Below are 12,832 nucleotides of genomic sequence, written 5' to 3' on the forward strand. Positions count from 1 at the left end.
TCAGCCCTCCACCTCAGACCGGAACTGGCCGTCTTCCACCCGGAAATGAATACGGCTGACCGGCTGACCGGCCGACAGACGTTGCAGCAACTGCAACGACACCGGCGGCAGCAGCGCACCGTCGATCACCGACTCCAGCATGCGCGCCCCGTTCTCGCTGCGGTTTGCCAGACGCAGAATGTCTTCCGGCACGGCGTCGTCGATGACCACCTCGGCACCAAAGCGCTGTTGCAGCAACGTCACCAGACGGGACAGCTTGCCCTGTACGATCTCAACCAGCGTGTCGTGGTCCAGCGGCAGGTAAGGGATCACTTCCATGCGCGCCAGCAACGCCGGTTTGAAGAACGCCGCCAGTTCCGGGTAGAGCGCATCCAGCAGTTCGCTTTGCCGATCTGCAAAATTAACAATCGTCTGGAACCCGAGGTTAGAGGTCAGGAAGAACACCACGTTGCGACAGTCGATCAGCCGCCCTTCGCCATCGGCCAGTTCGCCTTTATCAAACGCCTGATAGAACAGATTGAGGACATCCGGGTGGGCTTTTTCCACTTCATCCAGCAGCACCACCGAATAGGGTTTCTGGCGAATCGCTTCGGTCAGCACCCCGCCTTCGCCAAAGCCGACATACCCCGGCGGCGAACCAATCAGGCGGGAAACCGTGTGCTTCTCCTGGTATTCGGACATGTTGATGGTGGTGAGATAATGACGACCGCCGAACATCAGGTCGGCAATCTGCACCACGGTTTCGGTTTTACCGACCCCGCTCGGACCCACCAGCAAAAAGGCCCCCAGCGGTCGGCCGGGACGGCGCAGGTCGGCACGGGCGGTCAGCAGGTGCTTGTGCAACTGGGCGATAGCCAGTTGCTGCCCTTTGATGCTGTCGCCAAGGTAATCCGGCAGGCGGGTGACCACGTCCAGCTCGCCCTGAGAAATGCGGTTTAGCGGTACACCGGTCCACTCGGCAATCACCGAGGCAATCTGGGTTTTATCCACGTGGGGTGACACCAGTACTGACGGCTGTTGCAGTTCGGCTAATGCTCGCTCGTTATCGGCCAGCTCCGCCGCTGCGGCGGCGGCATCAAAATCCTCCGGCGGCGCATCATTGAGCAGCGCGGTACGCAGGGCGACAATCTGCTGCACCAGCGTTTTTTGGTGTTGCCAGTCGGCCTCCAGTTGCGCCAGTGTCGCGGCGTCGGTTTCACGAGCCTCACGCAGCGTGACCAGCCGCTCCTCTGTATCCCCCAGGCCAATGCGGCCCTGACGTTCCAACTGGGCGATTTCCAGCGCCTGTTGGTGCAGGCGGGTCTGCAACTGGCTGACCGCGCGCGGTGGTGTGGTCAGATTGATGGCGACACGCGCACAGGCGGTGTCCAGCACGTCGATAGCTTTATCCGGCAACTGACGCCCGGAGATATAGCGCGCAGACAAATTGGCCGCTGCCTGCAAGGCTTCTTCGTCAATCAACACGCCATGCGACTGTTCGTAAATGCTGCGTAGCCCACGCAGGATCACCGTGGCCTGCTCGACGTTCGGCTCCCCCACCTTCACCAGTTGGAAACGGCGTGACAGCGCGGCGTCTTTTTCCACGTATTTCTTGTATTCGCTCCAGGTGGTCGCCGCGATGGTGCGCAGTTCGCCACGCGCCAGCGCCGGTTTCAGCAGGTTGGACACATCCAGCCCGCCGGCCTGATTACCCGCACCAATCAGTGTGTGCGCCTCGTCAATGAACAGGACAATCGGCTTTGGTGCCTCTTTGACTTCCTGCATCACCCCTTTAAAGCGCTTCTCGAATTCGCCTTTCACCGACGCACCGGCCTGCATGGCACCCAAATCCAGCGTCAGCAATTCCACATCCCGCAGCCGTTCCGGTACCAGACCCGCGACGATACGCAGCGCCAGCCCTTCAATCAGTGCACTTTTCCCTACCCCGGCCTCACCGACCACGATCGGGTTATTTTTACGACGGCGGGAGAGGATATCGATCATCAGGTCGATTTCGTGATCACGGCACAACACCGGGTCCAGCTTGCCCTGACGGGCCGACTCGGTGACATTCTGGGTATAACGGGAAAGCTGGGTGGTCGCGGCGGCGGCCTGCTCCGGTGCGACACCTGTGGAGGTCACCACCTCGGTTTCCGCCGAATCTTTCACCCACTCGTCAAACTGCTGGCGCAGCAGTTCGCGGTTAATTTGTGCCAGCTGGCGGGTTACCGCGGCGGACAGATAACGCGTCGGTGTCATCAGCAGCACCAGCAGCAGTACGCCACTACGCAGGCGAGCGTGTTGAAGCTCGGCCGAAGCCAGCAACCAGCTGTCTTGTAACCACTCCACCAGCAACGGTGAAAACGACGGGTAGCCAGCCTCAAAGCCTTTATCCGCCGCATTGGGTTGCAGCAATGCCGCCAGCTCGTCGGCCTCTACCCCAGCGCGTTTGAGGATCTGGCGTACATCGCACAACGGTGTTTCCAGCATTTTCAGCAACAGGTGCTCAATGCGGATCTCCGCGCCCTGATGCTGAATACACAGCGCGGCCGCTTCTTCCATCATGTGGCGGCACAGCGGGTTGAGTCGCTCAACCAGGATCGGCAGTTCGATTCGAATCACGAGAATACGCTCCTGTTATTGTAATAATTCGCCCAGTTGACGCAGCACGTCCTGGGTCTGGTTGGTTAGCTGGTAGTGATACAGGCCAAACGCCACCGCCATTACCACGCACAGGCCGAGGAACAAGGCGCGCAGCGAAATCTGTTTACGCAGGTGGTAACGGGAAGATTGCTGTCCCAGATTGAGGTGAAACACCGTCGGCGAGTTTTCCGGCTCTGGTCGCAGGGTGTCATGCAAGCGGCGCACCACCCGGTCCAGCTCTTCTCGCCCTTGCGTCATCACCCGGTAACGGCCTTCAAAGCCAAGACACAAGCACAGGTAGATAAACTCCAGAATGTCGCGGTAACGCACCGGGTCATCCAGCAGTTTTTCCAGCAGCACAAACACCTTCTCGCCACCCCAGGTTTCATTGTGAAAGCGGGTCAGCAGCGAATGGGCCGACCACACGCTCTGGCCTCCCCACTCCCGCCCCATTACCGCTTCATCGATAAAGGTGCACAGAATGTAGCGAAACGACAGGATCACGCCGTTTTCGTAACCGTGGGAATGCAGTTCCTGCTCGATGGCCTGAATCTCGGACTGCACGCGCTGGTACAACTCCGCCACACCGTCGTATTCAGACAGCTGGCGAACCCGCTCCACCATGCCCAGCAGCGGGGTCACGGCATCGATCATCGGGTTGATGCTCTGCCCGCGCAGGCGGAACCAGTAATCGGAATCCATATCCAGTTGCCGGGCGTTGTCATACAGCAGGTCGCCTAACTGGTCATTTTTAATAATGTCGGTACTCACAGGTTCCTCCTGTTAACTACTGGCCGCGGATGGCCCACAGTTGCATATCCAGTTCCGGAAACTCGCCAGCGATGTGGAACGCCAGCGTGTTGCTGGTGACCAGCGATTTCCAGGCCGGGCTTTGCCTGTCCAACTGGAAGTAGCTGTAACCGGCGTGGTACGGCAACTGACGCGGTGCCACGGGCAGTGGAAGCAACGGTACGCCAGGCAGTTGCAGACTGATGAGTTCGCGGATTTTGTCGCTGGAGGCGATCTTGGTTTGTTGCAGCAGTTGCTTGCGCAAATGTTCTTGCGGCATACGGGCGCGCACCGCCAGCACAAATTCGGCACTGGCCATCAATTCGGCGTCGCCCACCAGCGCCACCCTGACGCCGTAAGGCTGCGCCTTCATCTGAATCGACACCGCACGTGGCGACAGCACGGTACTCAACGCCTGACGTAGCGCCATCATCAGTGGCTCAAAGCTCGATTGCTGATGCTCATGACGATAAGCGGGAAACTCCGGCGGCAGGCGCGATTCATCGGTAAAGGTCATCAGCTCGCCGCACAGTTGCACCAGTGCTTCATGCAGCCGCTCCGGGTGTAACGTGCCGAGGCGCGCCAGATGCGACAGTTGCGGCTGGGCACGGTTAAGCAGTTGCAGCATCATGAACTCCGCCACATCCGCTACCCCTTGCTGACCGGGCGCGGCGATACGCTGAGCCAGACTGCGGGCGCGTTCAGCCACCAGACCGGCCGATTCCCCCAGAAAGCGTTTCAGGCTCGGAATCGCCGTGACGCTGATGCTGCACGGCATAAAGTTAGGGTCAAGAACCAGCCCACCGTCCGGCCGTTTGTCGAGGATGTTGGCGATCGCCAGCGACGCGTAGGCACTGCGGTCATCACGCTCCAGCATCAGCCGCAGGCTGACCTTGCCCACTTCCACCGATACCACGTCACCGCCTTCGCTGTGCAAGTCACGCACATCATGCCGGTGGGATTGCAGACGGGTGGCAATACCGGCCCCGGCCTGCCCGACTTCGCTCACACCGTTCACCGCCAACGGCAGCGCCAGATAGACCTTCTGGTTCGCCAGCGCCACATCGGTAATCTCCAGCGGTTGCGGCAGCGCGTCATCCCCAGGGATATTGAAGACCGTGCCATCCGGCATCACGCCGGTGGCGTTCACCAGCGCGATACGCCCGAAGTTAAGGTATTCTTCGTTAATAGCCAGCGATTGCAGGCCGTAGAAATAATCACTGAGCGCGCTAAGACGGGCATGCAGCGCGTAGTCGGTGTGTCGTTGCTGTTGCTGGAAATGCTGCGGCTTGATGAACAGCCCTTCCCGCCAAATAATCCGATTTCGGCTCGACATAGTTATTCTTCTTCTTGATCTTTCTTGATTTCGACTTCTTCACGGCGCAGATGCACCAGAAGCTGATAAGTGCGGCCGGTGTTTTTCAGTTTGATAACCTTGCGCCACTCGGCGCTGTCCGGGTCGGCGTATTTGGCGATCACCCCGATGTAATGCACTTTCTCGTCCAGCTTGACCTGCGGCAGGTATTTGAACTGCCCTGGCAGCAACGTGTAGTCCTGGTGGCTGACGTAGTTTTTAGCCAGCGCTTTTTCGATGTCGCCGGTCACCTGGTCATAGTCGGTCGCCAGCAGGCGGGAGTCTTCCGCCAGCATCACCACCTGAAACTCGATAGGTGCCGCGTCGCCACTCTCACTGGGGTTAACGTCCGGCTCGGCCAGCAGACTAAAACCGACGGTCGAAGGCTGGTTATCATTGCTGCCAATCTGAATATCCGGATTGGCCGCCACCTTCGCCATCTTGCCGAGCGTGGTACAACCGGGAAGCAGCAGCATCAGAACGCATAACCACCCGGTTCGCAGCATTAAGGCTCGCAGCATTATTTCTGCTCCTGTTGCTGACGAACGGCGCGGTCATACGCCTGCGCATACACCTGATGGAACAGTTTCTGGAACCCTTGCTGACGCGGTGAGGTCAGTTCGCGGTAATAGTGCTGATACATCTGCCACGCCCAACCGTCATCCAGCGCCTGACGCTCGCCGCTGCGGCGATAATGCTCGAAACGCCCCAGCAACGCCGCCGGTGAAAACGCCTGTAAAATGCTCTCCAGCGCCACGGCGATCGCCTGCTGGTTAGCCCGGTGATGCGCCTGCATATTACTCAGCACTTCGCTGATGGCGGCCGGGGCGGACAGGTGCACCGGGCTTTTATCGTCAGCGAACAGCAGCGACAGGGTGTCGGTATAATCCAGCCCCAGACGCAACGGGTTATCTTCGATCGGCCGCAAATGGGTATCCGCCAGCGCGGCCTGCTCGGCCTGCAACGTCAGCAAGCCTTCCACCATCGCTTTGAGGCTTTTGCCCATCTCTTCGAGCATCTCGCGCAGTTGTTGCTCATCGCCGGTATTGAGTGATACGCCCAGCCCGCGCAACAACGGTGCCAGCGTCACCGCATCCACCGGTGCGCCAAACGCGGTACCGGCATGCGGATTGTTAATGTGCGGATTGTCAATGGTCGGTAATTCCACAAATTTCTGATCCATGGTGTCCTCAACGGCAGAAAAAGAAGAAAGCGAGGTCGGCAGTTCATCACCGCGCTCAGCCTCCGTTGCCAGTAGCGAGCGGCTCTGTTCCTGCTGCAGCGCCCACAACGGGTCATTAAATCGGTCCGCCGCCGTTTCATCGGCAGGCGCACGGCGTTGTTCTTCCCCAAGCCATCCTTCCAGCACGTCACCGGGGCGTTGCCCCAGCACTTGATCGATATCCTGCTCGAAAGCGGGATCGTCGAGGTAAACCCCGAGCCGGAATGGGCCAATCACCAGTTCGTCACCCTGCGCCAGACGCACCCGGCGATCACGACCGATGGGCGACAACGCGCCATTGATGAAGGTCTGGCCACTCAGGTCGCACACGCAGAAATAGCCATCCTGTAATTCGATACGTGCATGCTCCGGCAAAACCGCACCGAGCCGATCGCGCAACTGCCATTGATCTTTTTCCGATGCGCCCAGCGTGCCGCCACGGTGGTCAAAGCGGTGTTGCACCTGCGAGTTGATATCCAGTTGTTCGCTGTTGAGCACCACCAGAGTGAGTGGGTTGTTTTCGTTCACAATTACTCCTGCACACAAATCGTCACATACGGGTCGGCGGGCGGCTGCCCGAGAAAGCTGCTCCATCCCAGACGGCTGCTCTGGTCATCGCCCAGTCTTAGCCCTCTGGCCTCCCCTTCGGCGAAACCGAGGCGTAAGTCCCAGGCCAGTTGATCACGCAAAATGAAGGAAACAAAACGCACCAGCGGTTGAAAATGTTCGCCGTTGGGCAGGAAACTGAGAAAACGGCTGAAGCTGAGGTTATCCACCTTGAGCAGGAATTTACCGGCGCAGTCGTTCACTTTGTCGCCGATGACAAAATCCCCACCCAGCAGGCTATTCGCGCGCCCAAGGCGGTTTTGCTGGTCTTCAAAAATCGGTACTTTGCGGTGTTGCCAGGCGATGACTTCGACGTCTTCCAGGTCAAAGCAGTGAATCACCAGACCAGCCACCACTTCCGGCGAACGGCTAGGACTGGCCAGCAGACCGGCGTAAGACAGCATCTTGGCGCGGTTGACCGGCAGACTGTCGCGCACCGCGTCGTTACCCAGCCCCACCAGCGCGAACATCAGCCGGGAGAAGCCGTCTTCGCCATCATTCTGGAAACGCACGTGATAGCGGTACTTACGCCAGGCACGATGCAATAGCGTCAGCAATCGATGATGAAAGAAATCGAGGAATACCCCCAGTTTCTGCTCGCCCTGGGCGTATTCCCACGCCAGCTCTTCAAGGTAGTACCCCGGCATCGGCGACTGGCTGCCATGCAGCCCGAGAAACGCCACTTCCAGCTCCTGCCTGCCGTCGGTATCTTCCCCTACCCGCAGCACATCACTGGGGTGAAAGCCAATCGAGGCGGTGGAGCGAAAGCGAATGCGCTCCAGTTCCGGCCGGAAGTCGAGCGCCTGCTCCAGATCGACGCCTTCCATCTGGTTGAGTAACTCCACCAGTTGGAAAAAGTTGAAGTGGCGCGCGTCCTGACGAAACATCGCCTGCCCTGCGGTCACATCATCGAGTGCTGACCTATCTGCACCGGCCATCGGTAGCGCTCCTTGTTATCGATGTTGACCACTTCCAGCAGGTGGAAGGCGTTAACGCTGGCATATAACGAGAAGAAATGCGCCAGCACGGTGCTGAACAGATAGAGTTCGCCTTCACTGGCGAACGCCGACTGCCGCACGGAGAGAACTGATTTGAGTCCGCGTACCGGCATCCCCTGTACCAGCCGGTCGACCGGTGTGGTCTCAATCGTTTCTATCCCCGCCAGCCGTTTGCGCGATGCCTGTTCGGCCTGTTTGTCATGCAGCGCCGGGAAGTCGTAGGTACGCAGGATCTGCACCAGCGCATCGCGTCGCAGCAGCGACACGTAGTTCAACGACAGGTTGGAGATAAGCGTCCAGTGCAGGCTGCCATCGAGTGCCGGGCGCAATGGACGGGTCGGCCGAATCAGGTTACGGAAGGTGGCAAAAGACGGTGAGCTACCGGTCGGCACACAAATCGCGCCCACGGGCAACTGCGCGGCCCGTGAACGGTTGGTGCAGGTCAGGCTCACCGAAATGGACTCGTCCAGGTCAATGACTTCTTTTTCGTCGCCCCGCACGAACGACAATAAGTGATCGAAACCATCACCGTTGACGGCTTCACGCACCCGAATGCGGTAATACAGCGCCAGTCGACCTTTGGCCCGCTCGATTTGGTGCTGAAAACTCTCGAAAGGTTGGTAAAGCCGTGGGATACCGCGCGCACGCCCACTGTTACCTTCCACCCACCCCTCCACTTTATCGATAGAGAAAATTTCGAAACTGTCGGCGTGGCGGTAGCTGGCTTTCAGCGGGTAATCCGTCTGGCGACCATCCAGGTTGATCGGTTCGCTGTCATGGCGGAACAGGTTGATAGCCGGTACGCAGTTGAGCATGAACGAATCCGGGCGGATTTTCAGTTCCGCTGGCAGCGGCCGGTCAAAGCAGAAATGCAGTTTGAAATCCGTCACGATCAGCGGCTGGTCAGGCCAACTGGCACCAGACAACTGAAAGAACAGGAAACTTTCCGGAAAACAGAAATACTCCTGCAAGATACGGTAGCCGGAGTACACATTACCGGGATACGGCAGCATCGCGTCTTCACGCTCAAAGCCGACGGTTTTAAGTACACTCGCTTCCTGACGAAAGCGTTTCCCGTCCACTTCCAGCTCAATGTGTGACAGCTGGCTGGCTATCCAGAAATAGAGTTCGTAGGCGGTATAGCGGTCGCCACCCAGGAAGAAGCGCAGTTTATCCAACTGCAAATCCCCCAGCGCCACCGGCCCGTGCAGACCAATATCCAGCGTGATGGCAGACATGTCGTTGCCGCTTTGCGCGTTGATCTGGCGGATATCCGCCGGGTAGATCCAGGCATCGTGGCAGGTTTGGAAATGGCAGACCACATCGTCTATTGGCAGGCTATCCAGCTCGCAGCCACGCGCCACAAACGCCGGTTGCGCGATAGCACCGGGCAGCACCGAAAATTGCATGATGGTCATGCTGGGTACCGGGCGCAAATAGTTCGGCCACAGCATGCCCAGCAGGCCGTGAGTCAGTTCCGGAAATTCATCCTCGATCTTCGCCCGCAGACTGCCGGTCAGAAAGGCGAACCCTTCCAGCAATCGCTCGACATCCGGATCCGTGGTCTGTTCTGACAAAAATCGGGTAAGTTCAGGGTGTGCATTGGCAAATTCACGTCCTTGCAGACGCAAATAAGCGAGTTCATCCCTGAAAAAATGTTCCAGCGACATAATCACATCATTCTGTAATGGCGGTGGCTGTCCATATGAATATTGAAGGAGGTGACCTGTTCCAGTTCTTCCAGCCGCACATGGGCGGTGACCTGAAACGACATCTCCAGCGGATTGGACAGATAGTCCGATGCACTGACGTCCACATGGACAATGCGCGGTTCAAAGCGACAGATACACTGCCGGATCGCCTCACGGATTTTGCCCCGGATATCCGCACCGCCCTGCGTAGCGTCATTAAAATCAATCACGCCAAGCTCAGGTGCGCTGCGACAACTGCCGGGACGCGTATTCAGCACTTGATCAAGCTGGCGTTTCACCGACGCGATCAAGTCTTCTAATTCCGTTTCGGGGGAGGAGCGACGCTCCTCTCCCCGGATGCGATCAAACAGGCTGGCCGCAGATCCCCGCTCCCAGGCAGAGAGCGACGGCATCAGTCGTTATTCCTTATCCAGACGACCAACCAGGGACAGTTCAAAGTTCGCCCCCATGTACTTGAAGTGTGGACGCACTGCCATGGTCACCTGGTACCAGCCCGGTTCGCCTTCTACGTCCAGCACTTTGATTTGTGCCGCACGCAGCGGACGACGGCTGCGGACATCAGCGGGCGGGTTTTCCTGATCAGCGACGTACTGCTTGATCCAGTTATTCAGCTCGCGCTCCAGATCCTGACGCTCTTTCCAGGAACCGATCTGCTCGCGCTGCAACACTTTGATGTAGTGCGCCAGACGGTTGATGATGAACATGTACGGCAGCTGCGTACCCAGTTTGTAGTTGGTTTCCGCCTCTTTACCTTCTTTGGTATTGGCGAACACCTTGGGTTTCTGCACCGAGTTGGCAGAGAAAAACGCAGCGTTATCGCTGTCTTTGCGCATGGTTAGCGTGATGAAACCTTCTTCGGCCATTTCGTATTCACGACGGTCGGTGATCAACACCTCGGTCGGGATCTTGGCCTGCAACTGGCCCATCGCTTCATACACATGCACCGGCAAGTCGGTGATAGCGCCGCCGCTCTGTGGGCCGATGATGTTCGGACACCAGCGGTACTTGGCGAAGCTGTCGGTGATGGCGGTGCCCATCAGGTACGCGGTGTTGCCCCACAAATAGTTTTCGTGACTGGCGCTGATGTCTTCCTTGTAGTTAAACCCTTTGATGGGGTTTTCTACCGGGTCATACGGCAAACGGGCCAGGAAACGCGGCGCAGTCAGCCCCAGATAACGGGCATCTTCCGACTCACGCATCGAGCGCCATTTGGTATAGGTCGGGCCTTCAAACACCGACTTCAGGTCTTTGATCGACGGCAGGTCGGTAAAGCTGTCCACACCGAAGAAAGTCGGTGCAACGGAGGAGATAAACGGGGCATGCGCCATCGCGCCTACCGCGCTGACATACTGCATCAGCTTGATGTCCGGCGAGCTTTGGGTCAGCGCATAATCGCCAATCACCCCGCCGATCGGCTGGCCGCCGAACTGGCCGTAGCCGTTGGAATACACGTGTTTATAGAAACCAGACTGGGTAATTTCCGGTGCAAACTCAAAGTCTTCCAGCAGCTCGTCTTTGGTCGCGTGCAGCAGCAGGATTTTGATGTTTTCACGGAAATCGGTGCGATCAATCAACAGCTTCAGTGAACGCCAGGAGGATTCCAGTTCCTGTAGCTCCTGAGCATGCAGAATCACGTCGATTTGTTTGCTGAGTTTTTTGTCCAGCTCAACGATCATGCTGTCGACCAGCGCTTTGTTCACCGGCTCGGCTGCGTTGCCGCTATCCAGAATGTTTGCCACCAGTGCGGCAATACCCTGTTTGGCGACGTTATAACCTTCATCCACCGGGGTAATGCGCGCTTGCGCCATGATCTCTTCAAGCAGCGATGATGAACCACCGGCCGCGCTTGCCTGGGCCTGTTCTTCAACCATTGACATGTTTGTTTCCCTTCTCGTCAGTGACAATCAATTATTCGGCGGGTTTCACCAGATCCAGCTCTTTGAGCAGCTGCTCTCTGGCTTCTTCGCTGGACAACAGGTCCTGCAGGCGATTACGGAAAGCGGGAATATTACCCAGCGGCCCTTTCAAGGCGACCAGTGCTTCTCGCAATTCCAGTAATTTGCGCAGTTCCGGCACTTGCTGTGCGATGCGATCGGGAGAGAAATCATTCAGCGAAGCAATGCTGAGTTTGACGGGAAGGTCATCCTGGCTGTCTTCTTCCAGACGGTTAGGTACGCTGAAATTCAGCTCCAGGTTGGCCTCTTTCATGACCGAAGTGAAATTATTCTTATCGATAGACACCGTCTGACGTTCTTCAATCGGCGTCTCTTCTGTGCGTCCTTTCATATTTCCCACCACCATCAGCGTAAGCGGGAGTTCAATTTCCGCCTGCTGACCACCAGTGGCCGGGACATATTTGATATTAATACGTTCCTTTGGTGCGACAGATGCACCGTCAGTTCCTTTTGCCATATGTCAATACCAACGTGAGGGCACCCTGGCCCGAGAAAATAAGGTCGAATCCTACTGAAAACCCGCCAGAATCCATGACAGACCGGGCTGTTCAGCGAACAAATACACTATTTGTTTTTCGACCGACGATATGCACGAAATAGAACCCGCCGCCTCGGCGCATTCACTCACCGCATTCTTAAACCGTATGGAATCACTAAGCCAAATAAAAACGACAGAACTGTATTCAAAATGTGTAGATATATTTCTGCTTCGTTAGCCAATCATACACATAACGCCAACGCGTGGTCAACGCCAATATATTTTTAATATTCCAAAGCTCCAAAATAAATAAAAACACTTAAAAAACAACAATATAATAAAAAATATTAGTACCAAAACACGAAATAAACCCACCAAATCACAGGCATAATTCCAGATTGCAATTTTCTAAAAAGCGGGTATTTTTGGCCTCTCTAATTCCGTTAGATTTAAAAACAATTACCGTGCTAATAAATTTTAAGAATAAGCCTATTTTTAATGTGTGATATTATCGATTCAAAAAAACCGATTATTTTCATGCTATAACACCCTGTCAGAGAACATTTCATCACTACTTATGCCATGAAAAACAAATAAAAACCTGATGTGTTTTTCAATTTAAAAACGTGACAAATAGGCTTACCACCGCACAGGACACGTCATCAGTAAAAAATCGGGTGACATTACATAAACTGACAATACTCATGGGGGGAAACGGCTGTTTTATTTTCCGTTATTGCAATTTAAGACAAGAATAAAATAAATAATCACTTTATGGAAAAATAGTTTCCATTACCTACCTTAAATTACTCGCATGACGTCATAACCTGTAGCATTGCTTAACAACGCAGTCTGTTGTCCACGATAGGCCGTTTCCACAAGCGCCCTGAGTCGGCTTATCGTCTGGCCCCACAACTCGTCTGGTCCAACACTCGTCTAGCCCAGCAATCCACAAAAAAGCACAAAAAAACGGCCCATTCCAACAAGGGCCGTTAGCAGTGATGGGTATCGTCAGGGATTTCGCTGCCATCAGGCAGAACGACAACGTAGTACGTGAGGAGTTCGAGCACTGCCCAGGGCCAAAATGGCCAGTGAA

General features: G+C 56.3%; 10 protein-coding genes. All 10 read right to left on the reverse strand.

The window, feature by feature from the left end:
* The 10 genes from tssH to tssB are packed head-to-tail and all read right to left on the reverse strand — an operon-like array spanning position 1 to position 11,715.
* Positions 1-2,601 carry a type VI secretion system ATPase TssH gene (gene tssH / locus LF929_RS13775; RefSeq protein ID WP_226093473.1) on the reverse strand — a complete coding sequence of 867 codons (2,601 nt, stop codon included), beginning with the start codon at positions 2,599-2,601 and terminating at the stop codon, positions 1-3.
* A 15-nt stretch (positions 2,602-2,616) separates the two neighbouring features.
* Positions 2,617-3,393 carry a type IVB secretion system protein IcmH/DotU gene (gene icmH / locus LF929_RS13780; protein ID WP_012884014.1) on the reverse strand — a complete coding sequence of 259 codons (777 nt, stop codon included), beginning with the start codon at positions 3,391-3,393 and terminating at the stop codon, positions 2,617-2,619.
* A gap of 16 nt (positions 3,394-3,409) precedes the next feature.
* Positions 3,410-4,747, reverse strand: a complete 1,338-nt coding sequence (gene tssK, locus LF929_RS13785; RefSeq protein WP_012884013.1) for a type VI secretion system baseplate subunit TssK — start codon at positions 4,745-4,747, stop codon at positions 3,410-3,412.
* 2 nt (positions 4,748-4,749) lie between these two features.
* On the reverse strand, positions 4,750-5,286 hold the full coding sequence (gene tssJ / locus LF929_RS13790; protein WP_226093474.1) for a type VI secretion system lipoprotein TssJ: 537 nt from the start codon (positions 5,284-5,286) through the stop codon (positions 4,750-4,752).
* Positions 5,286-6,515 carry a type VI secretion system-associated FHA domain protein TagH gene (gene tagH / locus LF929_RS13795; RefSeq protein WP_038903854.1) on the reverse strand — a complete coding sequence of 410 codons (1,230 nt, stop codon included), beginning with the start codon at positions 6,513-6,515 and terminating at the stop codon, positions 5,286-5,288. Before tagH ends, tssJ begins: the two co-directional genes overlap by 1 nt.
* A 2-nt stretch (positions 6,516-6,517) precedes the next feature.
* The gene (gene tssG / locus LF929_RS13800) at positions 6,518-7,531 is read right to left on the reverse strand and encodes a type VI secretion system baseplate subunit TssG (protein WP_012884010.1); all 1,014 of its coding nucleotides are present in this window, start codon (positions 7,529-7,531) and stop codon (positions 6,518-6,520) included.
* Positions 7,495-9,261, reverse strand: coding sequence for a type VI secretion system baseplate subunit TssF (gene tssF, locus LF929_RS13805; protein WP_038903853.1), 1,767 nt, complete (start codon positions 9,259-9,261; stop codon positions 7,495-7,497). Before tssF ends, tssG begins: the two co-directional genes overlap by 37 nt.
* A 2-nt stretch (positions 9,262-9,263) precedes the next feature.
* On the reverse strand, positions 9,264-9,695 hold the full coding sequence (gene tssE / locus LF929_RS13810; RefSeq protein ID WP_012770484.1) for a type VI secretion system baseplate subunit TssE: 432 nt from the start codon (positions 9,693-9,695) through the stop codon (positions 9,264-9,266).
* Between the two features lie 6 nt (positions 9,696-9,701).
* A complete protein-coding gene (gene tssC / locus LF929_RS13815) occupies positions 9,702-11,180 on the reverse strand; it encodes a type VI secretion system contractile sheath large subunit (RefSeq protein WP_226093475.1) in 1,479 nt (492 codons plus the stop codon).
* 31 nt (positions 11,181-11,211) lie between these two features.
* Positions 11,212-11,715 (reverse strand): type VI secretion system contractile sheath small subunit, encoded by a 504-nt coding sequence (tssB, locus tag LF929_RS13820; protein WP_012770486.1) that lies wholly within the window; start codon positions 11,713-11,715, stop codon positions 11,212-11,214.
* Between the last annotated feature and the right edge of the window lie 1,117 nt (positions 11,716-12,832).

It is taken from the genome of Dickeya oryzae (assembly GCF_020406815.2).
Taxonomy (GTDB): domain Bacteria; phylum Pseudomonadota; class Gammaproteobacteria; order Enterobacterales; family Enterobacteriaceae; genus Dickeya; species Dickeya oryzae.